The organism is Marivita hallyeonensis, from assembly GCF_900129875.1.
Taxonomy (GTDB): Bacteria; Pseudomonadota; Alphaproteobacteria; order Rhodobacterales; family Rhodobacteraceae; genus Marivita; species Marivita hallyeonensis.
In genome coordinates, this window is sequence record NZ_FQXC01000001.1 from 719,218 (window position 1) to 745,683 (window position 26,466).

Annotated in this window: 32 protein-coding genes; 14 read left to right on the plus strand and 18 right to left on the minus strand. The window is 62.4% G+C overall.

Annotated elements, in window-relative coordinates:
* The first annotated feature begins 121 nt into the window (after positions 1–121).
* From BUA42_RS03570 to BUA42_RS03605, 9 genes are read left to right on the plus strand one after another with little or no spacing between them, the layout of a single operon-like run.
* Entirely contained in the window at positions 122–1,390 is a 1,269-nt protein-coding gene (locus tag BUA42_RS03570) for a Na(+)-translocating NADH-quinone reductase subunit A (protein WP_072776723.1), read from the plus strand.
* Complete coding sequence (locus BUA42_RS03575; RefSeq protein WP_072776295.1) at positions 1,387–2,169, plus strand: RnfABCDGE type electron transport complex subunit D; 783 nt, start codon at positions 1,387–1,389, stop codon at positions 2,167–2,169. Before BUA42_RS03570 ends, BUA42_RS03575 begins: the two co-directional genes overlap by 4 nt.
* Complete coding sequence (locus tag BUA42_RS03580) at positions 2,156–2,950, plus strand: Na+-translocating NADH-quinone reductase subunit C (RefSeq protein WP_072776296.1); 795 nt, start codon at positions 2,156–2,158, stop codon at positions 2,948–2,950. The genes BUA42_RS03575 and BUA42_RS03580 overlap by 14 nt, the downstream gene beginning before the upstream one ends.
* Before the next feature lie 3 nt (positions 2,951–2,953).
* Entirely contained in the window at positions 2,954–3,619 is a 666-nt protein-coding gene (locus BUA42_RS03585; RefSeq protein WP_072776297.1) for an NADH:ubiquinone reductase (Na(+)-transporting) subunit D, read from the plus strand.
* Positions 3,616–4,230, plus strand: a complete 615-nt coding sequence (gene nqrE / locus BUA42_RS03590; RefSeq protein WP_072776298.1) for an NADH:ubiquinone reductase (Na(+)-transporting) subunit E — start codon at positions 3,616–3,618, stop codon at positions 4,228–4,230. Before BUA42_RS03585 ends, nqrE begins: the two co-directional genes overlap by 4 nt.
* Positions 4,227–5,450 carry an NADH:ubiquinone reductase (Na(+)-transporting) subunit F gene (gene nqrF, locus BUA42_RS03595; RefSeq protein WP_072776299.1) on the plus strand — a complete coding sequence of 408 codons (1,224 nt, stop codon included), beginning with the start codon at positions 4,227–4,229 and terminating at the stop codon, positions 5,448–5,450. Before nqrE ends, nqrF begins: the two co-directional genes overlap by 4 nt.
* 3 nt (positions 5,451–5,453) lie before the next feature.
* On the plus strand, positions 5,454–6,431 hold the full coding sequence (locus BUA42_RS03600) for an FAD:protein FMN transferase (protein WP_072776300.1): 978 nt from the start codon (positions 5,454–5,456) through the stop codon (positions 6,429–6,431).
* 16 nt (positions 6,432–6,447) lie between these two features.
* Positions 6,448–6,624: a hypothetical protein gene (locus tag BUA42_RS21090; protein WP_178346846.1), complete on the plus strand. Its 177-nt coding sequence runs from the start codon at positions 6,448–6,450 to the stop codon at positions 6,622–6,624.
* Positions 6,621–7,013, plus strand: coding sequence for a CBS domain-containing protein (locus BUA42_RS03605; protein WP_072776301.1), 393 nt, complete (start codon positions 6,621–6,623; stop codon positions 7,011–7,013). The genes BUA42_RS21090 and BUA42_RS03605 overlap by 4 nt, the downstream gene beginning before the upstream one ends.
* 23 nt (positions 7,014–7,036) lie before the next feature.
* Here the strand turns inward: BUA42_RS03605 and recR are convergent, their stop codons facing one another.
* The 9 genes from recR to BUA42_RS03650 form a co-directional block, all read right to left on the minus strand.
* Positions 7,037–7,630: a recombination mediator RecR gene (recR, locus tag BUA42_RS03610; RefSeq protein WP_072776302.1), complete on the minus strand. Its 594-nt coding sequence runs from the start codon at positions 7,628–7,630 to the stop codon at positions 7,037–7,039.
* Positions 7,631–7,672: 42 nt separating this feature from the next.
* Complete coding sequence (locus BUA42_RS03615; RefSeq protein WP_072776303.1) at positions 7,673–8,017, minus strand: YbaB/EbfC family nucleoid-associated protein; 345 nt, start codon at positions 8,015–8,017, stop codon at positions 7,673–7,675.
* Positions 8,018–8,034: 17 nt separating this feature from the next.
* Complete coding sequence (locus BUA42_RS03620) at positions 8,035–8,418, minus strand: hypothetical protein (RefSeq protein WP_143152606.1); 384 nt, start codon at positions 8,416–8,418, stop codon at positions 8,035–8,037.
* The gene (locus tag BUA42_RS03625; protein WP_072776305.1) at positions 8,394–10,145 is read right to left on the minus strand and encodes a DNA polymerase III subunit gamma/tau; all 1,752 of its coding nucleotides are present in this window, start codon (positions 10,143–10,145) and stop codon (positions 8,394–8,396) included. The genes BUA42_RS03620 and BUA42_RS03625 overlap by 25 nt, the downstream gene beginning before the upstream one ends.
* 80 nt (positions 10,146–10,225) lie before the next feature.
* Positions 10,226–10,588 (minus strand): YidH family protein, encoded by a 363-nt coding sequence (locus BUA42_RS03630; protein WP_072776724.1) that lies wholly within the window; start codon positions 10,586–10,588, stop codon positions 10,226–10,228.
* Positions 10,589–10,627: 39 nt separating this feature from the next.
* Positions 10,628–11,518: a helix-turn-helix transcriptional regulator gene (locus tag BUA42_RS03635; RefSeq protein WP_072776306.1), complete on the minus strand. Its 891-nt coding sequence runs from the start codon at positions 11,516–11,518 to the stop codon at positions 10,628–10,630.
* A gap of 56 nt (positions 11,519–11,574) precedes the next feature.
* A complete protein-coding gene (locus tag BUA42_RS03640; RefSeq protein ID WP_072776307.1) occupies positions 11,575–12,384 on the minus strand; it encodes an ABC transporter substrate-binding protein in 810 nt (269 codons plus the stop codon).
* 33 nt (positions 12,385–12,417) lie between these two features.
* Positions 12,418–13,155: an ATP-binding cassette domain-containing protein gene (locus BUA42_RS03645; protein WP_072776308.1), complete on the minus strand. Its 738-nt coding sequence runs from the start codon at positions 13,153–13,155 to the stop codon at positions 12,418–12,420.
* Positions 13,148–13,855, minus strand: a complete 708-nt coding sequence (locus tag BUA42_RS03650; RefSeq protein WP_072776309.1) for an ABC transporter permease — start codon at positions 13,853–13,855, stop codon at positions 13,148–13,150. Before BUA42_RS03650 ends, BUA42_RS03645 begins: the two co-directional genes overlap by 8 nt.
* Positions 13,856–14,045: 190 nt before the next feature.
* Here BUA42_RS03650 and tsaA point away from each other — a divergent pair, with 190 nt between their 5' ends.
* Positions 14,046–14,537, plus strand: a complete 492-nt coding sequence (gene tsaA, locus BUA42_RS03655; protein ID WP_425435017.1) for a tRNA (N6-threonylcarbamoyladenosine(37)-N6)-methyltransferase TrmO — start codon at positions 14,046–14,048, stop codon at positions 14,535–14,537.
* Between the two features lie 3 nt (positions 14,538–14,540).
* Here the strand turns inward: tsaA and BUA42_RS03660 are convergent, their stop codons facing one another.
* The 6 genes from BUA42_RS03660 to BUA42_RS03685 all read right to left on the minus strand — a co-directional run bounded on the left by BUA42_RS03660 (position 14,541) and on the right by BUA42_RS03685 (position 20,403).
* Complete coding sequence (locus BUA42_RS03660) at positions 14,541–16,013, minus strand: pyridoxal phosphate-dependent decarboxylase family protein (protein ID WP_072776310.1); 1,473 nt, start codon at positions 16,011–16,013, stop codon at positions 14,541–14,543.
* 147 nt (positions 16,014–16,160) lie between these two features.
* Positions 16,161–17,108, minus strand: a complete 948-nt coding sequence (locus tag BUA42_RS03665) for a mechanosensitive ion channel family protein (RefSeq protein ID WP_084066100.1) — start codon at positions 17,106–17,108, stop codon at positions 16,161–16,163.
* 122 nt (positions 17,109–17,230) lie between these two features.
* Positions 17,231–17,731 (minus strand): 30S ribosomal protein S9, encoded by a 501-nt coding sequence (rpsI, locus tag BUA42_RS03670; protein WP_072776311.1) that lies wholly within the window; start codon positions 17,729–17,731, stop codon positions 17,231–17,233.
* Positions 17,731–18,195, minus strand: a complete 465-nt coding sequence (gene rplM, locus BUA42_RS03675; protein WP_072776312.1) for a 50S ribosomal protein L13 — start codon at positions 18,193–18,195, stop codon at positions 17,731–17,733. The genes rpsI and rplM overlap by 1 nt, the downstream gene beginning before the upstream one ends.
* A gap of 176 nt (positions 18,196–18,371) precedes the next feature.
* Complete coding sequence (locus BUA42_RS03680) at positions 18,372–18,896, minus strand: GNAT family N-acetyltransferase (RefSeq protein WP_072776313.1); 525 nt, start codon at positions 18,894–18,896, stop codon at positions 18,372–18,374.
* Between the two features lie 85 nt (positions 18,897–18,981).
* Positions 18,982–20,403: an aminotransferase-like domain-containing protein gene (locus tag BUA42_RS03685; protein WP_072776314.1), complete on the minus strand. Its 1,422-nt coding sequence runs from the start codon at positions 20,401–20,403 to the stop codon at positions 18,982–18,984.
* 112 nt (positions 20,404–20,515) lie between these two features.
* On the opposite strand from BUA42_RS03685, the gene BUA42_RS03690 reads away from it, so the two are divergent.
* Positions 20,516–20,743, plus strand: a complete 228-nt coding sequence (locus tag BUA42_RS03690; protein ID WP_072776315.1) for a DUF1127 domain-containing protein — start codon at positions 20,516–20,518, stop codon at positions 20,741–20,743.
* A gap of 155 nt (positions 20,744–20,898) precedes the next feature.
* On the opposite strand, the gene BUA42_RS03695 is transcribed toward BUA42_RS03690, so the two are convergent.
* Both BUA42_RS03695 and BUA42_RS03700 read right to left on the minus strand, forming a co-directional pair.
* Entirely contained in the window at positions 20,899–21,732 is an 834-nt protein-coding gene (locus tag BUA42_RS03695) for a DUF481 domain-containing protein (protein WP_072776316.1), read from the minus strand.
* Between the two features lie 345 nt (positions 21,733–22,077).
* Positions 22,078–22,500, minus strand: coding sequence for a PaaI family thioesterase (locus BUA42_RS03700; protein ID WP_072776317.1), 423 nt, complete (start codon positions 22,498–22,500; stop codon positions 22,078–22,080).
* A gap of 56 nt (positions 22,501–22,556) precedes the next feature.
* On the opposite strand from BUA42_RS03700, the gene BUA42_RS03705 reads away from it, so the two are divergent.
* From BUA42_RS03705 to dacB, 3 genes are all read left to right on the plus strand, one after another.
* On the plus strand, positions 22,557–23,342 hold the full coding sequence (locus tag BUA42_RS03705; protein ID WP_072776318.1) for an enoyl-CoA hydratase: 786 nt from the start codon (positions 22,557–22,559) through the stop codon (positions 23,340–23,342).
* A 5-nt stretch (positions 23,343–23,347) separates the two neighbouring features.
* The gene (locus tag BUA42_RS03710) at positions 23,348–23,953 is read left to right on the plus strand and encodes a nicotinate-nucleotide adenylyltransferase (protein WP_072776319.1); all 606 of its coding nucleotides are present in this window, start codon (positions 23,348–23,350) and stop codon (positions 23,951–23,953) included.
* 78 nt (positions 23,954–24,031) lie between these two features.
* A complete protein-coding gene (gene dacB, locus BUA42_RS03715) occupies positions 24,032–25,540 on the plus strand; it encodes a D-alanyl-D-alanine carboxypeptidase/D-alanyl-D-alanine endopeptidase (RefSeq protein ID WP_072776320.1) in 1,509 nt (502 codons plus the stop codon).
* Between the two features lie 17 nt (positions 25,541–25,557).
* Here the strand turns inward: dacB and BUA42_RS03720 are convergent, their stop codons facing one another.
* A complete protein-coding gene (locus BUA42_RS03720) occupies positions 25,558–26,466 on the minus strand; it encodes a sulfotransferase family 2 domain-containing protein (RefSeq protein ID WP_072776321.1) in 909 nt (302 codons plus the stop codon).

Consider the following 26,466-nt stretch of genomic DNA (forward strand, 5'->3'; position numbering starts at 1 on the left):
TCACACGTTGACGTCGATCATATGAGCCTCCGAATCCCGTTGCTAAGCTGCGGTTTGTGCGACGTGTGGGATCACACGGAAAAGCGCTGCACGGATGGCAGCACAGCTCAGCGGAGGCAGAATGGTCTTTTTCGGGCGCAATGCCGGATTGATGCCGGAATTTCCGTCTCCGGCGGGGCCGTCAGAGATCGAGGACGTCGTCACCGAGGAAGCGGCGATCCGGCCACCCTTGGGGCGCGCGGTCGCTGTGACGCCCTTGGTCAAAGAGGGCGACACCGTCGCGCGAGGCGCCGCACTTGCCTGCCTGCGCCACGCGCCGGATGTGTGCTTCGCTGCCCCCATCGCAGGCAAGGTCGCGCGCATGTCCCTTCTGCCCGGCCGCCGTATGTCGGAAATCGTGCTCTTCCGTGACGACAGTGGCGGCGTTGAGACGCACGACACCAACAAGGCCGACACGCAATCTGGTTTGCGCCGACTGATGCAGGACGCCGGGATGTGGCCCCGGATCGCGCGTCGCCCGTTCGGCGGTATGCCGCACCACGCCGAAACCCCTGCCGCGATTTTCGTCATGGCCACCGACACCCGCCCGCAAGCTCCGAATGTCCAAAAAGCCTTGGACGGCCAGAGAGACGCCTTCGCCCGCGGCCTCGACGCGCTCACGCTTCTGACTGACGGCCCGGTGGTCCTTTGCCACCCCGAAGGCGTGCCGGGTGTCGACACGAAAGCGGTCAGTGACCGCATCCAGTTCGCACCACGCGGCACGCGACATCCGCAAGGGTCACCCGGTATCTGCATCCACCAACTTTATCCCGCAGACATCGACACGCCGGTCTGGGACGTTCACGCCGAAGACGTGGCGGCGCTGGGCACGCTTCTCACCACCGGCTCTTTGCCGATGACGCGCCTCGTCAGCATTGCCGGTCCGGCGCTGCGAGAGAGCCGCACCGTCCGCACGCATATCGGGGCCGACCTGAGGCAGCTCACACAACGCATCGTCGCGCCCGGACCGCATTTGCTGATGTCAGGCTCGCCGCTCGACGGCCTTTCGGCGCGTTGGCTTGGGGGCCGGGACCGGCAAGTCGCCGTGCTTCCGCGCGCCGCGCCCGCAAGACAGACACACTGGCTCTTCGCCGCGCTCACGCAGTCGGCGGGAACGCGACCCGCGATCCCGACCACGGCACTATCGCAGGCCTTCGGCGGGGCCTTACCCGCCGCCGCGTTCATCCGCGCCTTGGCCTCCGGCGATGAAGAAACCGCAATGACCTTCGGCCTCCTGTCCCTTCTCGAAGAGGACGTGGCGCTCGCCGATTACGTTCTCAGCGAAGGTGGCACACTCCTTGCACAGTTCCGCGCCCTTCTCGACCATGTCGAAACGGAGTTCGCGGCATGATCCGGGGCCTCTGGAGTCGCGAGACGGTCGCGATGGTGCTGCTGGCCGCCTATCTGCCGCTTGGCCTGTTCTGGCTCTGGCTCGGCGGGGTCGACGCCATCGGGCGTCTTGGTCTGTCGGCACTGGTCGTGGCGTTCTGGCATCTTGTCTTCATGCTGGCCCGGGCGCAGGCGCCATCTTTGGCGGCGCTGATCACCGCGTTCGCCATCGCGATGCTTGCTCCCGAGGATCTGGGCGTGTTCCGCCTCGCGTTGGGCATCAGCTTTGGCGTTGTCATGGGTGAACTGGTCTTTGGCGGTTGGGGCCGCAACGTGGTCAACCCTGCAACCGTTGCGCTGGCCTTCCTCGGTTTCGGGTTCCCGTCGTTTGCCTGGCCTATCTTTGACGCGCCCGTGGCCTGGGCGGCAATCCCCGCCGCGCTGATCGGCGTCCTGACAGGTGCCCTGTCCGCTGCCCTGCTGGGCGGGGCAGGGGCCGTCGCCCTGATCGCACTCGCGGCAGGACTTCTACCGCAGGACGCGCTGCTCGTCAGCGGGATCGTCCTTGTCCTTCTGGTGGCCGATCCCGTCACATCGGCCGCGACCCATCTCGGCCGCTGGATCAACGGCGCGCTCTACGCGAGCTTGGTCGTGCTGTTCGCCACCAACTGGACAGGCGCGGCACCGGTCCAGATCGCAGTCGCTGCCGCCCTGCTGTCATCGCTTGCCGCACCGCTTCTGGACGAGAAGGTGCTGGCCCTCTGGATCTACCAACGCAGGAGGCGTCATGGCCGGACCTGACTGGAACCCCCTGCGCCGCGTGCTGGCGCTGCCCAACGAAAGTCGCCTGAAAACGGTGGTCATGGCCTTCCTCGTGTCGGCGATCTGCGCCGCGCTTGTGAGCGGCGCGACCGTTGTGCTGCGCCCGATCCAGACCGCCAACCGCGCCGCAGAGGAACAGGCGCGCATCGCCGCGCTGGTCGAGGGGATCCCCGGCATGGCCGCGATCCTCGAACAGTCCGGGGGAACCTTGTCGACCGTGGTGATCGATCTCGCTCGCGGGCGCGCCGCCGCAGATGTGACACCGGCCACACTCGACGCCGCGCTTGCTGATCCCGGCAACTGGACCCGGCTTGAGCCGGGACAAGATCTTGCCGGTCTGGGGCAGCGTCCCAATTTCGCGCAAATCTACCTTCTGCGCGATGGCGATCAGGTCTCCGTGGTTCTTCTTCCGCTCAGCGGGCAGGGGTATGGCGGGCGGATCGATGCGATCCTCGCACTTCGCGGCGACATGAATACCATCGCGGGCCTCACGGTCACGCAGCACTCAGAAACCCCCGGGCTGGGCGCGCGGATCGAGGAATCATCGTGGCAAGCCAGCTTTCCGGGAACAGAGCTGCGCGACGACAGCGGCGAGATACGGTTTCGCGTGGAACGCGGTCCGGCCTCGGGCGTGCACGAGGTCGACGGCATCACCGGCGCGACCCGCACGGGGCGCGGCGTCACGCAAATGGTCCGCTTCTGGCTTGGGCCGGACGGCTACGGGCCGCTGATCGACGCCATCGCGCGCGGGGAGTTCTAGGGCATGGCCGCGCAGTTGAATGTCTGGCGCACCCTGACCGATCCGCTCATCCGGCAGAACCCGGTGACGCTGCAGATCCTCGGCATCTGCTCGGCCCTTGCCGTCACGACGACACTTGCCACGGCGCTGACCATGTCGATCTCCCTGACCGTGGTCCTGACGCTTGCCGCGGGTGTCATCAGCATGATCCGGCGGCACATCCCGGACACCATCCGCCTCATCGTGCAGATCGTGATCGTCGCCTCTCTGGTGATCGTGATCGACCAGATCCTGCGCGCCTATTTCGCCGAGATAAGCCGTGCCCTGTCGGTCTATGTCGGGCTCATCACGACGAACTGCCTCGTCCTTGGCCGCACCGAGTCCTACGCGCGCCATCACGCCCCAATCCCCGCGATGGTCGATGCCTTGGGCAACGGGCTTGGCTATTCGCTGATCCTCATCGTCATCGGAGGCCTGCGCGAACTCTTCGGCAAAGGTGCGCTGTTCGGGACGCAGGTTTTTCCGCTGGCCGAAACCGGCGGCTGGTTCACACCGCTAAGCCTGATGCTTCTGGCACCCTCCGCGTTCTTCCTGCTCGGACTGCTCGTCTGGGCGGTTCGCAGCTTCTGGAGCGAACAGGTTGAAGCGCCGGAACACACGCCCCCCTTGCGTGTGGAGCCTGCCGAATGACCGCGCTTTGGGATCTCTTCCTGATGGCGGCCTTCGTCGACAACATGCCGCTGACGCTCTTTCTGGGGCTGTGCACGTTCCTTGCCTTGTCGAAGCGTCCCGAAGCTGCGTTTGGCCTCGGTATCGCGATGATCTGTGTGCTTGGCGTGACGGTGCCTCTGAACAACCTGATCTATCAGGGCCTTCTCGCGCCCGGGGCGTGGTCCTGGGCAGGCCTGCCCGACCTTGACCTGTCTTACCTGTCACTCATCGCGTTTATCGGTGTGATCGCGGCATCGGTGCAGGTGCTCGAACTCCTGCTCGACCGGTTTCTGCCGTCGATCCACACCGCCTTCGGCGTCTTCCTGCCCTTGCTCACCGTGCAATGCGCGATCCTTGCGGGCAGCCTCTTCATGGTCGAACGCAGCTACACATTCGTGGAATCGGCGGTCTTTGGACTGGGCAGCGGGTTCGGCTTCGCCGTTGCGGTCGCCATGCTCGCCGCGATCCGGTCTCGACTGGCCTATGCGGATCTGCCCGCCGGGCTGCGCGGTCTGGGCATCGCCTTTGTACTGGCCGGGTTGATGTCGCTGGGCTTTGCCTCCTTCGCACAAATGGCAGCGGCGCAATGACCGAGGTTCTGCTGGGAAGCCTTGTCATCGTGGCGCTGATCGTCGGCATGGCTATGGGGGTCCTGATCCTGCAACGCAGGCTGATCCCGGACACCGGCCTGGATATCGCGGTGAACGAAACACTCCACGTCTCCGCGCGGCGGGGCGACAGGCTTCTGAGTGCGTTGCACGGCGCAGGGATCATGATCCCCGCTGCCTGTGCCGGGTCGGGCACTTGCGGGCTGTGCCGGGTAACCGTCACGGGCGATGGCGCGGGGGAACCGCAGGCCACCGAACGCGGCGTCCTTTCCCCACGTGAACGCCGCGCCCACATGCGGCTTGCCTGCCAGACCAGCCTGCGCGGCGATTGCGCGGTCAAGGTGCCGGACGATGTGCTCACCTCCGGGGCGCGGTTCGTCAGTAAGATCGCCTCGACCCGCATGCTGGCCCCGTTGATCCGCGAGATCGTGGTCGATCTGCCGAAAGAGCAGTCCTCGGAGTTCCGCGCGGGCGATTTCATGCAGATCACGGCACCGCCGTACAGGCTGGACTTCGGAACCCTTGAGCTGCCCCCGGAGTATCGCGACGCCTGGGACATCGCAGGCTGGAGCGCGATGAGCGTCACGTCCGATGCCGAGGTCACGCGGGCCTATTCTCTCGCCACCCGGCCCGAGGACCAGGGTCAGGCGGTGTTCAACATCCGCCTTGCCGTGCCACCCGCGGGCCGCGAAGACGAGGTGCCGCCGGGCCTCGTGTCGTCCTGGCTCTTTTCGGTGAAGTCCGGCGACGATATCACGCTGTCCGGACCCTTCGGCAGTTTCCACATCCAGCCGACCGAGCGCGAGATGGTCTATGTCGGCGGCGGCGTCGGCATGGCCCCGCTGCGCGCCATGATCCACCAGGCACTGTCGCAGGGTACCACCCGCCGCATTCGCTACTTCTACGGCGCCCGCTCCGCTGCCGATCTCTTCTACGCCGACGAGTTCACCCAACTGGCTGACCGTCACGCCAATTTCAGCTTTTCACCGGCCTTGTCAGACCCCGCGCCCGGCGATCGCTGGACCGGAGCAACCGGGTTCATCCACGAAACCCTGCGCGCCGAGATGAGTCGCCACCCTGCGCCGGAGGACTGCGAGTATTACCTGTGCGGCCCGCCGGTCATGGTCTCTGCCGTCCTCGCGACACTGGGGCGCCTCGGAGTCGACCGCAGCGCGATCTTTTACGATGATTTTGGAGCCTGAGACATGACCCACCGTTCACATGGCCTTTCCCGACGTCACGTGCTTGGCTGTATCGGAGCGACGCTTGCCTTGCCCAACGCCCTTCGGGCCAGCCAGACGAACATGATCCAAGGGACTGCGTTCGGCACCCATTGGCGCGTCATGGCGTCGACGGCAGAGGTGGGCGCCGAGATGACCCGACGGGTCGATGCGATCTGCGCCGAAGTCGACCAGCAATTCTCACCGTGGCGTCCGGACAGCCTCCTAAGCCGCTTCAACCACGGCGGGGCAGGGGACAGATTGTCCGAGCCTGACGTGCTCACAGTCACTGCCGCCGCGCTCGACATCGCCCGCAAAAGCGACGGTGCTTTCGATCCAACCGTAGGACCGCTCGTCGCCCGCTGGGGTTTTGGCCCGATCACCGAAGGAGGCGCAGCGGACTGGCGCGCGCTGGATCTGACCGAAACAGACCTGTCCAAAAACACGCCCGACCTGACGCTCGACCTCTGCGGCATCGCCAAGGGCTGGGCGCTCGATCGGATCGCGCACGAGGCGCGCCGCTCCGGCCATGACAACCTGCTGTTCGATCTCGGCGGGGAATTTGTGGCGTTGGGCCAGCATCCCGATGGGCGAGATTGGCAGATCGCCATCGAACCGCCGATCCCGGGCGCGCAACCGCACATCGTGTTGCGCCTGCCGCCCGGCATGGCGGTGGCGACCTCCGGAACAGCCGCGCAAAGCTACAGCGTCAACGGGCGGCTCTACAGCCACATCATCGACCCGGTGACCGGCACGCCGGCAACGGGCAGGCTGCGCTCTGTCACCGTGGCCGCCGCCGACGCGATGACGGCCGATGGCTGGGCCACCGCGCTCTTCGTCGCCGGGGACATCGCCGGACCGGATCTGGCGCGGACCCACCAGATCGACGCTGTGTTCCAGATCGAAGCCGAGGGCACACTAAGAGACGTGCGTACAGGCTCCGTGTCGGGTCTGATCCTGTGATGCAAAGGATACGCTGATGGAAATCCTGTTTGCCATCGCCATCGTGACACTCGCTGCCGGAGGTGTCGGGATCGGCCTGATTTTTGGACGTGGACCGGCCAAGACCAGTTGCGGCGCAGCGGACGCTTTGTCCGTCGGGCGCTGCCGCGACTGCCCACTCCGCCGACGCGCCGCATCGAAGGAGGCGTCATGACCGAATATCGTGTCAGAGCAATCATGCGCACCGACATTCCGACCCTGACGGCCGAGACGCCCATCCGCCGCGCTGTTGCGGTGCTGGTCGACACAAAGTCCGCGGCGGCCCCTGTGCTTGGCGATGACGGCGCGCTGATCGGTATCCTGACGCAGAAAGACTGCTTCCGCCCCGCGCTGCACGCCAGCTACCATCGCGAATGGACAGGGCGCGTCGCCGATCACATGTCACACGAGGTGATCGCCGTGACGATAGAAGACGAGGTCATTCGTGTCGCAGAGATGTTCCTTGAACATCCGCACCGCGTTTTCCCGGTTATCAACGGTTCAAGCGTCGCGGGGCTTGTGCATCGCTCGGATGTGCTTGCCCTTCTCAGCCGGATGGGCTGAGCCGCCCCTTCAAGACGAAACCTTCAAATCGCCTTGCGCGCGTTGAGCGCCGCCGAAATCGTCCCTTCGTCGAGGTAATCAAGCTCACCTCCAATCGGCACACCCTGCGCCAGTGATGTCAGGGTCACGCGCCCTTCCAACTGGTCGGCGATGTAATGCGCGGTGGTCTGGCCGTCGATTGTCGCATTGAGCGCCAGGATCACCTCGGTGATCTCTTCGCTCTCGACGCGGGCCTGCAGTTTCGGGATGCGCAGTTCCTCTGGGCCGACCTGATCCAGTGCCGACAGCGTCCCGCCAAGGACATGGTAACGCCCCTTGAACACGCCCGCGCGCTCCATCGCCCAAAGATCGGCCACGTCTTCCACGACACAGAGCAGCCCCGTCGCCCGCCGCGCGTCCTCGCAGATCTCGCAGATATCCTGCGTGCCGATGTTGCCGCAGTTCAGGCATTCCCGCGCATCGCGCGCGACCCGTGTCATCAGCTCGGCCAGCGGGCTCAGAAGCAGCGCCCGCTTGCGGATCATGTGCAACACCGCACGCCGCGCCGATCGCGGCCCCAGCCCCGGGAGCCGCGCCATCATCGCGATCAGCGCTTCGATGTCGTTGGTGTCACGCATGGTGCCGCGTCACCCCTGAGGATGACAGAAGGACGCTGTTGATCAAAACGGCAGCTTCATCCCCGGCGGCAGACCCAGCCCTTCGGTCAGCTTCGCCATCTCTTCCTGCGACTTTGTTTGCGCCTTCTGCTGCGCATCCTTGATCGCGGCAAGGATCAGGTCCTCGACCACTTCCTTGTCATCGCCGTTGAAGATCGACGGATCGATGTCGAGCGCCGTCAATTCGCCCTTGGCCGTTGCGGTCGCCTTGACCAGACCAGCACCAGATTCCCCGACCACGGTCATCGTCTCCAGGTCTTCCTGTATCTGGGCCATCTTGCCCTGCATTTCCTGCGCGGCCTTCATCATCTTGGCCATGTCGCCCATTTGGCCCAAACCCTTGAACATATTGCTCTCTCCGAGTGTCAGCGCCTCTCACGTGGCGGCGCGGTGTAAAAGATCGTCCCCACACATATTGCAGCGATGATGGCGATGAACAAGGCGGGGTTCCCGACGCAGCCTTCCGCAAAGGCCGCTTTGCGCGACTCCGGCGCCAGCATGGTGATGAAGGTGACAAATGCCGTCCATCCCAGAACGACGACCAGCCCACCCCACGAACTCCTGAACCGCAAGGCAAGTACAGTGCCAAAGGCAAGGACCAACGCCGCCGGCGTCGTCGCGAGAAACATCGCCTCCTGCGCCATGCTCACCGGTGTGCCATCCCAGGACGGCCGCTGCTCTGCACAGGTGTCTGCGATGGCCGCCGTCGGCAGCAGCGACAGGATCACCCCTCTTCGAACGGGTCCCATTCGTCTTCCACTTCCGGCAACGCCTCGGCTTCGGCCTCGGCGGCAAGTTGATCGGGCGTCCGGACCTCTGCGATGGTCGCGCCCGGGAACGTCTCCAGTACCGCCTTTACCAAAGGATGCTCCGCCGCCTCCGCCTTGATTGCCAGTTCCTCGGCATCCCGCACCTCTGCGATCGTGGCAGCCTCCGAGCCGTTGACAACGGACACGCCCCACCGGTTCCCCGTCCAGCGCTGCAATGCACTCCCCAGTCGCTGGGCCAGATCGCCGGGCGCAGTCTCGGTCGGTGTGAATTCGATCCGGCCGGGCTGATAGGCCGCCAGACGGACATATCCCTCCACTTCGACAAGCAGCTTCACATCCCGGTTCGCGCGGATCAGCTCGATCACATGCTCGAACGTCGGATAACGCGCCAGCGCCTGATCAGCAGCAACAGCCACGGCGGCACCGCCATGCGACGCATGCGGGCCGGACGTCGTGCCATGTGTGGGGGCAGGGGTGCCCATGGCCTGTGTCGGTGACGCACCAGAACCCGCCGACATTCCACCACCCTGCGGGGATGGCGGCGGCGGCGCGTCCTGCAAGCGCTTTACGAGGTCCTCCGGGCTGGGCAACTCCGACACATGGGTCATGCGAATGATCGCCATCTCGGCGGCCATCATCGCGTTCGGCGCGTTCGCCACCTCATCCAGCGCCTTGAGCAACATCTGCCACAGCCGAGTCAACGGGCGCATTCCCAGCGCACCGGCGAAATCCTGTCCGCGCTGACGCTCGTCCGGGCTGATCGTCGGGTCCTCCGCCGCGTCGGGCGTGATCTTCACCACCGAGATCCAGTGCGTGATCTCTGCCAGATCGCGCAGCACCGCCATCGGGTCGGCCCCATCGGCGTATTGCGCGGACAGCTCGGTCAACGCGCCCGCCGCGTCGCCTTTCATCACCAGATCGAAGAGGTCGAGAACCCGCCCCCGATCCGCCAGTCCCAGCATCGCGCGCACCTGATCGGCGCCGGTTTCACCTGCGCCATGGCTGATCGCCTGATCCAAGAGCGACGTCGCATCCCGCGCCGACCCTTCCGCCGCACGGGTGATGAGCGCCAGCGCGTCATCGGTGATCTCGGCCCCTTCCGCCGTCGCGATCCGGCGCAACAGGGCAATCATCTCTTCCGGTTCGATCCGCCGCAAATCGAACCGCTGACAGCGTGACAGAACCGTGACCGGCACCTTGCGAATCTCGGTGGTCGCGAAGATGAACTTCACATGCTCAGGCGGCTCTTCCAGCGTCTTCAACAGCGCGTTGAACGCGCTGGTCGACAACATGTGCACTTCGTCGATGATGTAGATCTTGTAGCGCGCAGACGCCGCCCGGTAATGCACGGAGTCGATGATCTCGCGGATATCGCCGACACCGGTGCGCGAGGCTGCGTCCATCTCCATGACGTCGACGTGGCGGCCTTCCATGATCGCCACGCAGTGTTCACACTGGCCGCAGGGTTCTGTCGTCGGTCCGCCGGACCCATCCGTCCCGATGCAGTTCAGTCCCTTCGCGATGATCCGCGCTGTCGTGGTCTTCCCAATCCCCCGGATGCCCGTCATCACAAAGGCCTGCGCGATGCGGTCCGCCTCGAACGCGTTCTTGAGCGTGCGCACCATCGCCTCTTGCCCAACCAGATCGGCAAAAGTTTCCGGGCGATACTTGCGGGCAAGCACCTGATAGGCGGGCGTGTCTGACATGCGGGCTCCCTCGGATCGTGGCCAAACCTATGCCGCCCCCGCGCCAGCGTCCACCGCTGCCGTAAGCTTTTCCCCAGAAATCAAAGCAACCAGAGAATGGCCCCGGTCGCCACGGCGCCAAGGCTCAGAACTGCGGTGATCCAAGCCATGTTGCGCGCCGATTGGCTGCGGGTGTCGTGATCGTCCATGTCTTTCTGGGTCAGGCTGCAATTGCGCCACGCGGCCCAAAAGATCATCAGCGCCACAAGGACAAAGACCGAGGCAACCGTTTTCGGGATCCATGTCGGTTCAAACGGCCCGAACAGCGCACGCAAACCCAAGGCCAGCGCGACCGAGGCCATGCCCGTGCGCATCCAGCCCGCAAAGGTCCGTTCGTTTGCCAGAACGGTGCGCGCCTCCGCCCAATCCGTGCGGTCTTCGGCCAGATCATTCTTGTCAGACACGCAAGCGGAACGCACGAACGACCGCCGGGTTCCCGAAGGTCAGCCGTTCCAGCGCACGGTCCCGGCCTCCGACACGTCGTATCCCGGCATCGCACCGGCGTGGTCTTTGAAGGCTTCGGAGGTCAGAAACCGCACGAAACGTTGCATCGGCGGCTCGAAATACGCGCGTCGGCTCACCAGCAGGTCAAAGCGTTCTTCGATCAGCGGTACGAAGCCCAGCTTGTGCTGGTGCGCAAGTACCTCAAGGCCGAAGGTCACGTCCGTGTCCTCTGACACCACATCGAACACCGCGTCCGCCTCGCTGCGCGCAACCGGGCCAAAGCGCAGCGCATCCGCCGCCACACCGGCCTGCGCCAGAAGATGATCGAACAGAATCTGCGTGCCTGCTCCGGGTTGTCGGGGCGTGACCTTGCGCCCGACAAGATCAGCAACACCTGTGACCTGCGACGACAGGTTTCTCCGAAGCACCAGCCCCCGCCGCCGTTTGGCAAAGGCCAGAAGCGCGACCGGCTCCCCTTCGAACCGGGCGGCGGCGGGCACGTTCCAATCCCCCGATGCGGCATCGAAAATGTGGATCCCGGCCGCCAGCCCTTCGCGGTTGGCGAACCGGTCCAACCCATCCTGAGACCCGTCGAAGAAAGTCGCGATCCCGCATTCCGACTGCCGCAATGTCCAATCGAGAAGGGGGTCGTGGCTGCCCAGAAACACGGACGGCCGCGCCGCATCCGGCCCGCTTTCTCCGCTCTGACCCTGAGCCAGCCAGCGATGCACCGCCTGTTCCGGGAACAGAAGCTTGCCCGTGACCTTGGAGCACGGCACGGTCCCGCTGGAGGCGAGATCATAGACCTTGCGTTCCTTGATCCGCAAAAGCTCGGCCAGTTCCGGCACGGTCAGGTAGCGTTCGGGCGAGGATGTGTTGCGGTTCAGCATGGTGGGTTAACTATGTCCAACGAGGTCTCGCGCGGCAAGATGGAGCGGGACGAAGATTATTGCGCGTTCGGAAAGAAAAGCTGCTGGCCGTCCCGCGTATATGCGCCAATCGCGCTTTGGCCGTCAGCCGAGACCAGCCAGTCGATAAAGGCCTGACCGTCTTCTGCCTTCACGGATGGGCAGCGGGACGGGTTCACGAGGATGACGCCATACTGGTTGAACAGCGCCGGATCGCCTTCGACCACAATCCCGAAATCACCCTTGTTGCCAAAGCTGATCCATGTCGCCCGGTCGGTCATGACATAGCCGCTCATCCCGACCCCGACGTTCAGCGTCGCGCCCATGCCCGACCCGGTTTCCCGGTACCACGTCCCGGATGCGCCGGTCGGGTCGATATCCGCAGACGCCCAGAGCGCCATCTCTTTCTTGTGGGTTCCACTGTCGTCCCCACGGGAAACGAACAACGCCTCCGTCTCGGCTATGGCTGTCAGTGCCACTGCCGCATCCGACCCGCCCGCGATACCCGCCGGGTCCGAGGGTGGGCCGACGAAGACGAAGTCGTTATACATCACATCCGCCCGCGACACGCCGTAGCCCTCCTGCACAAAGGCCTCCTCCGCCGCCTTCGCGTGCACCAGCAACACATCGCCGTCGCAATTCTGCGCATTGCGAATGGCTTGCCCGGTGCCCACGGCCACGACGTTGACGGTGATCCCGGTCGCCTTGGCAAAGATCGGCAGGATGTGGTCGTACAAGCCTGAATTGGCCGTCGACGTCGTCGACTGAACGAGGATCGAACGCTCTGCCCATAGGGGGCTGCTCATGGCGAACAGCAAACCTGCGGCGAGCAATGTGGACAAACGCATGGAAGGGCTCTCTGACGTCATTTGGGGAACGGCTTAAAGGACCATGAGGTTCGACAGATACGCCCGCGCCTCACGCGACACTGGCGCGCGAAAGAACGCGTCCGTCGTACTGTGCTCGACGATGCGCCCGACCGACACAAACGCCACGCTGTCCGCCAGACGTCGCGCTTGCCCGACGTCGTGGGTGACCAGTACGCAGAGTGTACCGTGATGGCGCTCTTCGCAGAGGATCTCTTCGATCAGCCGTGCGGAATTCGGGTCAAGGCTCGCCGTGGGTTCATCGAGGAACAGAACCCGCGGCCGGATCGCCAAAGCCCGTGCCAAGGCAAGCCGTTGCTGCTCACCTCCTGACAACAGCCGGGCGGGTTGCCGGTTGCGCCCTTCCAGCCCGACGCGTTTCAGCAGCGCATCGCGAAAGGTCGGGTCCGCGGATCGGCGGGATTTGAGAACGAAATCCACATTGGCCGCCACAGATCGGCGCAGCAGGACGGGTTTCTGAAACACCATAGCCTGCGCCACCCGGTCGGATGCCGACATCGTATCACCCCGCCATCGCACCGCGCCCGCATCCGGCGTGAGCAATCCGTGCAGCAACCGAAGCGTCAGGCTCTTGCCCGCGCCATTCGGGCCGATAAGGCAATGAATGCCGCTGTCGGGCAGGTGAAGGGTCAACCCGTCGATCAAGCGCGACCGCCCCGGGGCGTAGTGCAGGTCCGTTGCCGACAGACCGGCGTCAGCCTCAAGCTCAAGATATGACGCCGTATCACGCATAGGCCGACCTCGTTGCCGTGGCGCGAACCGAATAGACCAGCGCGTTGACCACCAGCGCCAGTGTCATCAGCACCATGCCAAGGGCTAGAGCCAGCGCCAGTTCCCCTTTTGAAGTCTCAAGTGCAATGGCCGTCGTCATCACCCGCGTAAGGTGGTCGATATTGCCGCCGACGATGATCACCGCGCCCACCTCGGCCACCGCGCGCCCGAACCCGGCCAGTGCCACGGTCAGCAGCGCATACCGCCCATCCCAGACAAGCGCTTGAACCCTCTGCACCCAGCCAAGCGCAAAAGACCGGAACTGTTCCGCATATTCCCGGTCCATGTCCTCAAGCACCTGCCGCGACAGCGCCGCCACGATTGGAGTGATGAGAAGTGTCTGCGCAATGATCATCGCCGTCGGGGTGTAGAGCAGCCCGAGAAACCCAAGCGGACCGGAGCGCGAGAGATAGAGGTACACAAACAGACCCACCACCACCGGCGGCAGCCCCATCAGCGCGTTCACGATCACCAGTGCCACCCCGCGACCGCGAAAACGCGTCGTCGCCAGAAGCGCGCCAAGCGGCAGACCAAAGGCGCAGGCGAGAACCGTCGCGCTCAGGCTGACGTAAAGCGACAACCGGACGATCTCGAACAGGTCCGCGTCCGCTGAGATCACCAGTCCAAGGGCGAGGCCAAGCGCCTCGGAGATGCTTTGCATGCAAACCGCACTTCTGCATAATTTCCGGTAAATGCAGTGTCGTCCGGAAATTATGCAAGATCAATGAATCCACCGCGCATTTTGATCGATTTGCCCTTATCCTTTAGTCTTACTTGGGCTGGCGTCATTGGTGATCAGGCTGGCAAATGTAAACGAAATCAATGTGATGCTGCATCCGGGGGAGGGCGCTTTGAACCAGGCAGATACAACCGGCATCCGTTCCGGCGAGGTCATCAACCCGGCCGAGGTGCAAAACGACGCGTTTGTACAGTTCATCGGTACGATCCGTACGCCGTTCACAACTCGCGATCTCTGCCCGCGACAAGGTGCGCTGGACGGGCCAGACTGCCGCCTTGAGGTTCTGCCGGAGTGGCAAGCAGCGCTCAAAGGCATCGAAAAATTCGCGATGCTCGACGTCCTCTACTGGCTGCACGAATCCCGCCGCGATCTTGTTCTGCAAAGCCCGAAAAATACCGGGAACACCGTCGGCACCTTCGCCTTGCGATCTCCTGTCCGGCCCAATCCCATCGGGTTGTCCCAAGTGCGTCTGATCCGTGTTGAGGACGGTGCAGTGATTGTTAAGGGATTGGATTGCCTCGATAAAACCCCACTCATCGACATCAAGCCGAACCGCTGTGAGTACACGCCTGAAGCGCCGTTCAAAGCCGCCGATCAGGCCTGAGAGCTATAGCTTGGCATCCCGGCAGTCGGCGACGGATTGAACTGCGATTTCAATGTCCTCGGCCTGCGTCCGGTGATTTGTGATCGCCGCCCGCAGGCAGGTCACGTCCTCTCCGTCCGGCGTCTGCGCGGTTGTCGTTGAGAACACGGCCAACCCGCGCATCTGCAGATCCTGCGCAATCCGGGTGTTGAGCGCACTCTGCTCCGTCGCGCTCAGTGTCGCGTCCGCCGTAAACACACACAGGTTTGACACCACCGGCGCGACCAAGGCCATTTTATCTTCCGTTTCAACAAGTTGTCCCATGAGCGCCGCCTGTCGGCAATTCGCCGTGATCGCCGTGCCGAGTCCCTTTGCGCCATGTGCGCGGATCGTACACCACGCCTTCAGCGCGCGATTCCCCCGGGACAGATCGGTTCCATAATCGCAGAACCACGGGTCGCCTCCGGCCAGCCCGTTTTCCATTGAGGACAGATAGGCCGGCCGGTTGGCGAACGTCGCCCGATGATCCGCCTCGTCACGGATCAACACCAGCCCGCAATCATACGGCACGAACATCCATTTGTGGAAATCGCAGGCAATGCTGTCGGCGCGGTCGATCCCGTCCGTGAGCGCGCGCCACGGGTCTTCGGCAAGCCGTGTCCAAGCGCCAAAAGCGCCGTCGACATGCAGCCACAAGTCTTCATCCCGGGCGAGGTCGGCCAGGGCGGTCAAATCGTCGAACGTGCCGAAATCCACTGACCCCGACGTGCCCACAATCGCAAACGGCACACATCCGTTTGCCCGATCTTCTGCGATTTGGGCACGCATTGCGGACACATCCAGACCATCTGCGCCCGATGGCAAAAGCCGCAAGCCCTCCGCGCCTATCCCCATGATTTCCAGTGCATTTTGCGTGGACGCGTGCACCTGTGTGCTGGCATAAACGGTTAGCTTATGGTCACTGTTCCCCACACGCCGCACATCTGCGCCCAACACCTTGTGCCGCGCGGTCGACAGCGCGATGACCGTGGCCTGTGATGTTCCGGTGACCAGCACGCCCGATGCGGAGGATGGCAATCCCATCTGCCGCCGGGCCCAGTCGATCACCTCGCGCTCGACGTAAACGCTGCCATGATCGCGCCCGCCGCAATTGGCGTTCATCGTCGCCGCCACCATTTCGGACATCAGACCCTCGACAACGCCCGTTCCGTGGACCCAGCCAAAGAAGCGCGGATGCGTGTTGCCAGTCGCATAGGGCATGATCTGATCGCGCAGCGTGCTGGCCAAGTCTGTGGCATCCGCACCGTCTTCTGACAGACGGTAACTGTCCCGCACATCCTGTGGTACCGGTTGCCACGGATGTTCACCCGCGCTGGTAAGCCGGTCGAGGCAGGCATCCAACAGGTGATGCGCGGACGCGCGGAAGGCGGCCCAGTCCTTTGGGTCCAGCGTTGGCTGATTGGCGGTATCGTCCGGTGTGCCTGTATCAAAGCTCATGGCCCGTCCTTTTTTACGTACAATTTCCTACGAAAAGGTCGCCGACGCCAAGAGCCAAAGCTGAATCCCGTTCACTGAGGGGCAAACCGACACAAAAAGGCCGCCCTGGTGCGGGCGGCCTTGCAAAAATTTCCCGCGTTTTGCGGTCTATTCCGCTGCGAGGGATGCGTCCTTGCGGTCGTCTCCATCCGCGTCGATCACTTGCACCTTGGGGTCCTGATGCAGCAGTGTGCGCGTCGGGAACGGAATATCCACCCCATTCTCATCCAGCGCCTCTTTCACCTTCCGCTTCATGTCGGCCTGATACTGGAAGTACACATCCGCGTCACACCAGACACGGACGAGGAAATCGACGCTGCTGGCGTTGAGGTTGTTCACCTGGATGAACGGCTCTGGGTCGCTATGCGAGCGGTCGTCCGACATGATGGCATCGCGAATGGTCCGCTCTGCATCGGCCAGATTGGCGCCGTAGCCGACCCCGAATGTCCACTCTGCGCGGCGCTTGGGGTAGCCGGAATAGTTCTTTATCGTGTTTCCCCAGACCTCGGAATTCGGCACAACGACCTGCACGTTCCCGAGGTCCGCAATCTCGGTGTAGTTGAGGGTGATGTCCTTGACCGTCCCGACAACATCGTTGACCTGCACGAAATCGCCGATCTTCAGGGGCCGGAAAATGATGATCATCACGCCGGCCGCGACGTTCGACAATGTGCCCTGCAACGCAAGACCAATCGCCAGACCGGCCGCACCGATCATCGCGACGATTGAGGTCGTCTGAACACCGAACGTGTTCAGAATGAAGAGACCCGTGAAGGCGAGGATCGTGTACCGGGCGATGTTGCCGAGGAAGGTAAACAGCGTCTTGTCGAGCTGCGTGTAATGGTCGTTCAGTGCTCGGATGCGCCGTCCGACAAAGCCGGAAATGGTCAGGCCCAGGAACAGGATCGCGAGGGCCGCGGCGACGTTTCCAGCGAGGCCGAGGATGGCTTCGAGCGTCAGAAGATCGGAGAGGGATGTGCCTTGGTAGATGTCCTGTGACATCGCCGATTGGACCCACGAGCCTATCGTGTTGAAGAAGTTCTGCACCGTTTCCATTCCAATTGCTCCGGTAAAAGTCGTTGCCTTTCAACGCACAGCGCTGCGAAAAGTTGCAAAGCCACCGCCCCAAACGCAAAAGGCCGCCCGGACGGACGGCCTTTCGACGATATGTCTTGCGATTAACGCTTGGAGAACTGGAAGCTCCGGCGCGCCTTGCGCTTACCGTATTTCTTCCGTTCCACCACGCGGCTGTCGCGGGTGAGGAACCCGGCCGCCTTGAGCGACGGGCGCAGCGACGGATCGTAAAGCTGCAGCGCCTTGGAGATGCCGTGCTTGACCGCGCCGGCCTGACCGGACAGTCCACCGCCCTTGACGGTTGCCATCACGTCGAATTGGTCGGCAACGCCGGCCACGTCGAACGGCTGGCGCAGGATCATCTGCAGCACGGGGCGAGCGAAATAGGAGTTCATTTCCTTGCCATTGACGCTGACCTTGCCGGAACCCGGCTTGATCCAGACGCGGGCAACCGCGTCCTTCCGCTTGCCGGTGGCATAGGCGCGACCGAATTCGTCACGCTGCGGTTCGCGCGAGATTTCTTCGGCGGTCGAACCCTGCACCGCGCCAATGTCGTCGGTGACGGCTTTCGCCAGCTCGTCGAGGGAGTTGATTTGCTCAGCCATTATTTCGCCGTCCGTGTGTTCTTGGAGTTCATGGACTTCACATCCAGCACTTCGGGGCTTTGCGCCTCGTGCGGGTGTTCACCGCCTGCGTAGACGCGCAGGTTGGTCATTTGCTTGCGGGCCAGACGGTTGCCGGGCAGCATGCGCTGAACGGCTTTCTGGACCACACGCTCGGGATGCGCGCCTTCGAGGATCTGTTGCTTGGTGCGGCTCTTGATGCCACCCGGGTAGCCGGTGTGCCAGTAGTAGTTTTCCTGACGCTTGTTGCCGGTTAGCTGGATCTTGTCCGCATTGATGACGATGACATTGTCACCCATGTCCATATGCGGAGTGAAGGACGGCTTGTGCTTGCCGCGCAGGCGGGTGGCGACGATCGAAGCGAGACGACCCAGAACGACGCCCTCTGCGTCGATCAGGATCCATTTCTTGTCGATGTCTGCCGGTGTTGCAGAATAGGTCTTCATCGTGGGATGTCCCTGACGTTTGATGTTGGTGCAGGGCGCAGCGCACCCCGAATATCCGATGCGCGGGTTATAAGGATTGCCAAATCGCAGTCAAGCGGCGTTTATCGTAATAAATTATGCAAAATCATATACTTCAAAATAAGGTATTAATATACCCCAATGCTTGCGAGGTCTTTTCACGCCGCCTCGAGGTCCAGTTTGCGGTAAACGAGGTATTTGTCGAGTTCTGGCGGGTTCCCATTGCCGTTGTAGCGCGGGGTTTCACCGAACCCGAGCCGGTCGTAAAGCGCAAGCATAGAGCTGTTGCCGCGCACGGTGTCGGCATAGATCGTGGTGGCGCCCATCTCTCGCGCTTTTTCGATGCGCATCTCGATCAGCTTGCGCCCCAGACCGAATCCGCGCGCTAGATCCCGCACATATAAACGTTTCAATTCCGCACGGTTCGCGTCGAGCATGCGCATGAAACCACAGCCCAGCAGGAAGCCCGAGCTATCCCGTGCGAGCAGGATTGCACCGTTGGGCGGCATGAACTGATCAAGTGCCGCGATGCTGGTTTTCACTTCTTTATCAATGGAAAGCCGCGGTCCGCCTACGTTCATCAGGCGTTCCTGAATCTGGGCATAATACTCGGTCAGAAGCTCGGACAACTCGTCCACGTCCGGCTTCGTGTCGGCAAATGTCAGGGACAGATCAATCGGCATAGGGCGGTTTCCGCGGTGAGTCGCGCGGCAAGCCTAGCAACGGTTCACGAACCCGGCGACAATTTTTTAATCAATGCGCGGAAAATCAGACACTTATCTGCTCTGGCGGGTGCTGAAGCAAATCCCGCAGCTCGTGCATGGCGGTTTCGAACTGCGCAAGCGGGAGCTGCGCGTTGACGGCAATCCGCACTGCATGCGGTGCGCGGCCTTCGCGCCCGACAAAATCTTCGGCCGGCCGGATCTTGATGTTCAGCGACTCCGCCGCTTGGCAGAAGGCCGACGCCCGCCAGCCCGATGGCAGCTTCAGCCAGAAGAACGGCACGTCCTCGCGCCAGCCCAGATCGAATTGCCCCAATGCGTTGACCGCCGCGCGGATATAGGGGCGCATATAGGCAATCACCTGATCGACAAGGTCATCGGCACGCGGATCGGTCAGCAATCGAGTCGTCAGGTCGGCCAACGGCGTGGCGAGGCCGAAAAAGCCATGCTCCGCCGCGCGGCGAAGTCCGGCACCCTGACCATGCGGGGCAACGGCATAGCCGATGCGCAATGCCGGTGTCAGGACTTTGGAGATGGACGAGACGTACCAGCCACGTTCATTCGCCAGCATCCGGTAGGTCGGGGCGCGCGCTGTGCCCATGCGATAGCAATCGTCCTCAAGCACTTGCAGATCGCAACGTCGGGCGACGTCGACGATCTCTCGCCGGCGCTCCAGCGGGGTAAATCCGGTGGTCGGGTTGTGCACCTCTGGGCTTGTGCAAAACACCTGCGCCGCGTGCGTCCGCGCCAGCTGTTCCAACGCGTCGGGCCTGACACCTTGGGCGTCCATCGGCACTGCCACGACCTTTGCACGCAGCAGTTCGGCGGCGCGGCGGAAGCCCGAATAGGCCAGTTCTTCCACAAGAATGACCGGTGACGGCCCGGTCAGCACCGTTTGCAACACCAGCCCGATTCCATTCTGGCCGCCATGGCTGAGCACGATGTCGTTCTCTTCGAGCGGCCCAAGTGGGGTTCCACGCAACCAGCGCACGACCGCTTCGCGCGCCGGACGGAAGGCGCGTCGGTTCGGGTAATGCATAAGGCCGGAAGGCGGGTTCTGCGCCACCTCTCCCATCAGTTGCCGGATCAGACGCGCCTGACCGACATTGGGCAGGGCCGGCGAGATCAGGTTGATGTCACTGATGCGCCCGTCGCTGCCATGCGGCACGCCATCCACTTCGATCGGGTCAGGGTCCCGCAACCGCTTGGGGTCGGCCACGAAGGTGCCGCGCCCGACCTCGGCCACCGCCTCGCGCGCATTGACCAAGAGCGTGTAGGCGCGCGCGACCGTTCCAGGAGTGATGCCAAGTGACCAGGCCAGTTCGCGCACCGGGGGCAGCTTGTCGCCAGGTGACAGGGCTCCGCTCGCGATGGCGGTCCGCAGTGCATCTGCGACGCGTTTGTATTTCGGACCTGGGCCAGCCTGAGGCAGCGCGACGATCTGATCTGCAGAAATTGTATCGGGCACAATCTTTCTCTGGATTGGATGTTCCGGCAAATGTATCGCTTTTTGTATTGCGATGCTTTGATATGTATCGTGATTCTATTGGATTGTGTCAATACATTTGAGGAGTACACCCATGACACACGCAACACATGCCCCCCAGATCGCCTATCTTGGTGCACAGTCCACGCTGTCCCCACTGGCCGTCGTGGCGTTGCGCGTCGCGGTGACCCTCACGAAATGGTCCGAACGCCGCCGCACCCGGCTACATCTTGCGCAGCTAGATGATCATCTTCTGCGCGATGTGGGACTGGATCGTCAGACGGCGTTCAAAGAGGCGAAGCGGCAATTCTGGCTGGTGTAAATCCCTGCGCCAGTCAGTGACTGGGGGCGCAAAGACCGGCTTTGCGCCCCTTTTTTGTTTGCGCGTCCGTCGGTCCATCGCATCGCACACAAAAAAAGCGGTAGCTTGCGCTACCGCTTGTCGTCGTCTCGAACCACATGAGGGACATGGGTGGTTTAGTTGAAAGAATAGACCAGTGAGACGCCGATTGTGTTGTCCGTATCCTTGAATCCGGGCTCTGGATCCGTGTGATATTCGGTCAGAATGCTTGTCCGAAGAGCCAGAGTATCCGTCATGGAAACGCTGATCGCGAGATCGTTGTAGATCACTGTGTCCGACGAAGAACCGACAATGTCAGTGTCGTTTGTCAAATACACAGTCTCAGTCAGTTTCTGCGAATAATCCGACGAGATGCCAAAGGCTTCTTCGTTGATGTCAGCCTTGCCGACGTCACTCAGCTCTGCGAAGCGGTATCCCGGTCCGGCCTGAACCGACCATTGCCGATTGGGGTCGTTGAAGATGCGGTAGCCCGCGCCCAGAAGAAGGAATGTATCGGTCTCGAATGCCGAGAATTCGTCCACTGACCCCTGCAGTTTGGCAAAGCCAAAAACGCGCGGATTGAAGTCACGGGTATACTCAAGGCCGTAGAACAGGCTTTCTTCGTTCTTTTCGCCGTCATCTTCGCCATAGCTGTAGCTAAGCTGAAGTTCGTAGCCATTGACGCCCTGCACGTAGTTCAGATCGGCGCCAACTCCCAGATCAAAGCTGTCGGTATTGCCGGTGTTCGCGATGCCGCGCACTGCAACCGAGCCGGTAAAGCCCTGTGGACGGCCCTCGTTGCCGAACCGGTCGATATCCCGCTCTGCGTCGTCTTCGATCGCTTCGATGAGGTCTTCGTTGCGGTCTTCGGCGACGTTGGTGCCTGCAAACACGTCTTGTGCAGAAGCCGCTGACGCAAGGACAGACATGATGGCGAACGCGCTGACAGCAGCGCGAAGAGATGTTTCCATTTTTATTTTCCCTAGAAGGTGTGCACAGAAACATTCTGTGTTGACAGGTAATTAGCACTCTTGGCGACCAGTGTACGAAGTACTTGCAGTTGCGGTACGCGTCGCCGCGAAACTGTGCAGCGCCATCACATAAGCGCGTCTTGGCCGACGAATTGTTGTGCAATAACAATGGCAGCCGTTGGAGCATGTCGCGCGCCAATCATTTTGTTGAAAAGGGCCTTGTAAAGCACCCCGGTACGACATGGATCCCAGGGGGTCTTTTCATGCTGAAAAACACCCCGATACGGGCGCCTGCTTGCGCGTTACACCGACATCGAATTCCCGCGTCCCCGCCGGAGATGCGCCTTATCTGGCGGGCGGAATGGAATAGGTCAGATTGGCCCGCGCCACCGGGTCGGGCGATCCTTCGGAGTAAAGCAAGACCTCTGTCACGCTTAGCGTTTTGCCGAGCTTCAAGAGTTTCGCATGCGCCACGACGTCGACCCCGGCTGCGGGCTTGCGCATGAAATCGATCGAACAATTGGTCGTCACCGCAAGCGCTTCCTTGCCGATCCGGGCCATTGTCGCGACATAGGCGGCCACGTCGGCAAGACTGAACATGGCCGGTCCCGAAACCGTGCCGCCCGGGCGAAGGTGCTGCTCCGAGGCGTGCAGGCGCATGACCAGCAGGTCTTCATCCAGCCGGTCGATCCCGAACATGCCTTTCACCTGCGGAAAGACCTCGTCCAGAAATTCTGCCATCTCGTCTGCCGGAACTTTGATTGGCATGCTTTCCTCCCCTGCCTGCAGCCGTTAGAGTTGCGCCAAGTCACTGGGAGGACAAGATGAAAATCTTGGAACGTCGCGACACAAACGCGGTCTGTCACCTGCACCTGAATGCGCCAGAGCGGCTGAACGCGCTGTCGGACGAGATGCTGGCCGCGCTGCAAGAGCAGATTGACGCCCTGCACGAGGACAAGAGCATTCGGGTTGTCGTCCTGTCCGGCGCAGGCAAGGCATTTTGCGCCGGGCATGACCTCAAACAGATGACGGCAGGTCGCCAGGCCGAGGATGGCGGCAAGGCCTATTTCAAGGACTTGTTCGACCGCTGCGCGCGCGTGATGACCGGCGTTCAGAAACTGCCGCAACCGGTGATCGCGCAGGTGCATGGCATCGCGACCGCCGCCGGGTGCCAGTTGGTTGCCTCTTGCGACATGGCTGTTGCGGCCGAAGGCACACGGTTCGGGGTGAACGGTGTGAATATCGGGCTGTTCTGTTCGACCCCGATGGTGGCCTTGTCGCGCAACATCCCGCGCAAGCAGGCGTTCGAGATGTTGGTCACCGGTCAGTTCATCGATGCCTCCCGGGCCGAGCAACTGGGCCTTATCAACAAGGTTGTGCCCGAAGCCGATCTTGCCGACGAAACACAAAAGCTGGCAGAGCTTGTCGCCGGGAAGCTGGGCGTCGCCGTGAAAATCGGCAAGCAGGCATTCTACGAACAGGCTCAGATGACGCTGACCGATGCCTATGCCTATACCGGCGACGTCATGGTCGAAAACATGCTCTACCGCGACACCGAGGAAGGAATCAGCGCGTTTCTGGAAAAGCGCCCGCCTGACTGGACGCAATAAATCACATGCATCATGCACGTCTCCCCCTGCGCCCCGGCATGGCGGTGGGTCTGCTCGGCGGGTCATTCGATCCGGCGCATGACGGGCATGTACACCTGACGAAAACCGCACTGACGCGCTTTGGCCTGGATCGGGTGATCTGGCTCGTGTCGCCGGGCAACCCGCTCAAGGCCAAGGGGCCAGCGCCGCTGTCCACCAGAGTGACGCACGCGCGGGACATCATGCAGGACCCCCGCGTGCTGGTCAGCGATTTCGAGGCGCAGGTGGGTACCCGCTATACCGCTGCCACACTGGATGTGCTGCTTTCCGCCTATCCCGGGGTTCGGTTTGTCTGGCTCATGGGCGCCGACAATCTGCAGCAATTTCATCGCTGGGACCGGTGGGAGGATATCCTGAACGCCGTGCCGCTTGGCGTCCTCGCGCGACCCGGCTGGCGGCAATCCGCGCTGCATTCGCGCGCCGCGCGGCAGTACAGGGCCTGCCGCATCCACGCGCAGGCGGCGCGCCTTCTGGCACACAGTAGCCCGCCGTCGTGGTGTTTCGTCAACATGCCGATGACGCCCGTCAGTTCCACGCAGATCCGGGAGAACGGTGGCTGGACGACAGCTTGATCCACTCTGCCGAATTCCGGGCCAACCTCACCAAACCGTGTCCTTGTCTCGCGCCGGATCGTGGAGTTAGATCAGGTCATGTCACGACCTCTTTCACGGCGCGCGCTCCTCGGTGGGTTGGCGGCTTTCGGGCTGGGGCAATCAGCCTTGGCGCAGTCCACGCTGGCGCCTTTGACGTCGCTGCGCCCGACCGGGCGTGGGACGGACCTTCTCAAGGCGTATCAGCCGCCGCTCTCTGAACTTGTTGCTGCGTCCGGCCTGCCCGGAAAAGTCAGCGTGCAGGTTGCAGATGTGAATACGGGGTTGGTTCTCGAATCGCACAATCCGCTGCGCGCGCTTCCCCCCGCCAGCGTCGCCAAGGCATTGACGGCCTGCTACGCGCTTGATGTGCTGGGGCCCGGTTATCATTTCGAAACCCGCCTTCTCGCGTCCGGTCCCGTCGAGAATGGCAGGTTGGACGGCGACCTGATCCTCGCAGGAGGAGGTGATCCCACGCTGGACACCGACGCTCTGGCCGATATGGCCAAGCGCTTGCGGGAAGAGGCAGGCATTACCGAGGTGATGGGGCGCTTCCTCATCTGGGACGGCGCTTTGCCGCTGGTTCGCGAGATCGACCCGGAACAACCCGTGCAGGTGGGGTACAACCCTGGGATTTCGGGCCTCAACCTGAACTTCAATCGCGTCCATTTCGAATGGAAACGCGCGGGCGAAGGGTACTCGGTCACGATGGATGCACGGTCGGAGTCGCTCCGCCCTGACGTGCGCACCGCGCGCATGCGGATCGAGCCGCGCAGGTTTCCGATCTATACCTACGCCGATGCAGGAACCCATGACGCCTGGACCGTGGCGCAGGGGGCTCTGGGAAAACAGGGCGCGCGATGGCTGCCGGTCCGGAAGCCCGCACTCTACGCTGCAGAGGTGTTTCAGACGCTCGCGCGGTCGAACGGGATCGTTCTGAAAACCGGCGAAAAGATCGACGCCATTCCAGAGGGCACGACGCCCCTTGTCACACACCAAAGCGCCCCACTCCGGATCATTCTGCGGGACATGTTGCGGTATTCGACCAACATCACAGCCGAATGCGTGGGCATGACGGCGACGAACGCACGGGCCGGGTCTGTCACGACGCTCAAAGGGTCGGCGGAGGCCATGAATGCTTGGGCGGTGGAAACGCTCGGCATGTCCGCACCCGCGCTTGAGGATCACTCGGGCCTTGGGGATGACAGCCGTCTTTCCGCTCGGGACATGGTCAAGGCGCTGATTGCGGCACGCAAGGCAATGGGCATCAAACCACTTCTCCGAACGCATCCCTTGCGAACCGAAGAGCGTGAGATCATTAAAGACCATCCGATGAAAGTGCAGGCCAAAACAGGGACACTGAATTTCGTCAGCGGCCTGGGCGGCTTCATCGATTTGCCGGACGGGACCGAACTCGCCTTCGCCTTTTTCTCAGCCGATTTGCCCAGCCGAGACGCCCTGAGCCGTGAAGAACGCGAACGCCCGCCGGGCGGCAAGACTTACAACACCCGTGCGCGGAAGTTGCAGCAACGCATGCTGGCACGCTGGGGCATCGTCTACAACAGCTGAGCCCCAATGGTTGCCATTCAATTCTCCAGAGCATCGGTAATGCGACCACTTTGAGATTGTTCTAAGTGTCGCGAAGCCAGGTCATACAGCAGGATATCTTGCGCGAAATGCACCGAGAGCCTTTGACGGAGGTCGTCATCTAGAAATGCGTCAGGCGACAGGGTTTGGGCATCGTCTAAATCTGATGGAAGCACGTCAGCGACACAGTCTCTTGCGGTATCTGAAGACGCATAGCGCGCCCGGTTTTTGTGAGGGAGGTCGATTCTCTGCCCAACGTGCACGTCCAGGTCGGATTTCAAAACAGCAAGGTGTTCCGTCGTATAAACATGGGTGAACGGAATAGCCTTCAGCTGCAGCGATTGCGGTCGCCAGTGCGGGTCCAGTCGCGCCGGGTTCTCGCGCAGGATGTCATTTGCAAACGCTCTGAAAGTGATGCCGCGTTCATAATCTGCCGCGGTCAGGTCCCACACCCCTAGACTGCGTAACATGACCGGGTCGATGGTGATCCCGGCCTCTTTCACCATACGGTTTTTGACGAATTTTTCGACGTACACGCTGACCAACCTATCAACCGGATGTCGCAATACGACAAAGCGCATCCATAACGGGTCGAACAGCCGTTCCATGATGTCTTTTTCGGAACGGTGCAGAAACAAGAGATCGGTCGTCTCGGTGTCCAGAAGCCGATGAATGTCTTCGCCGGGCCTCTGCTCGGTGAGCCCACCGAGTTTTGCCATCAGCGTTTTCAGCGAAGAGCACGCGTTTTTTGCAATCGGCATATATATGACCTTTACGGGGTCCGCGATCATCGCCTGCTTCAACGGAAATCGCTTGAAACGCGGTGTACTTGGCGGGTCCTCGAAATGGTAATAGCGCCACGTTTGACGTCGGCGGAGCCTGTCATGGGCGGTCTTCAGAAAGGACAT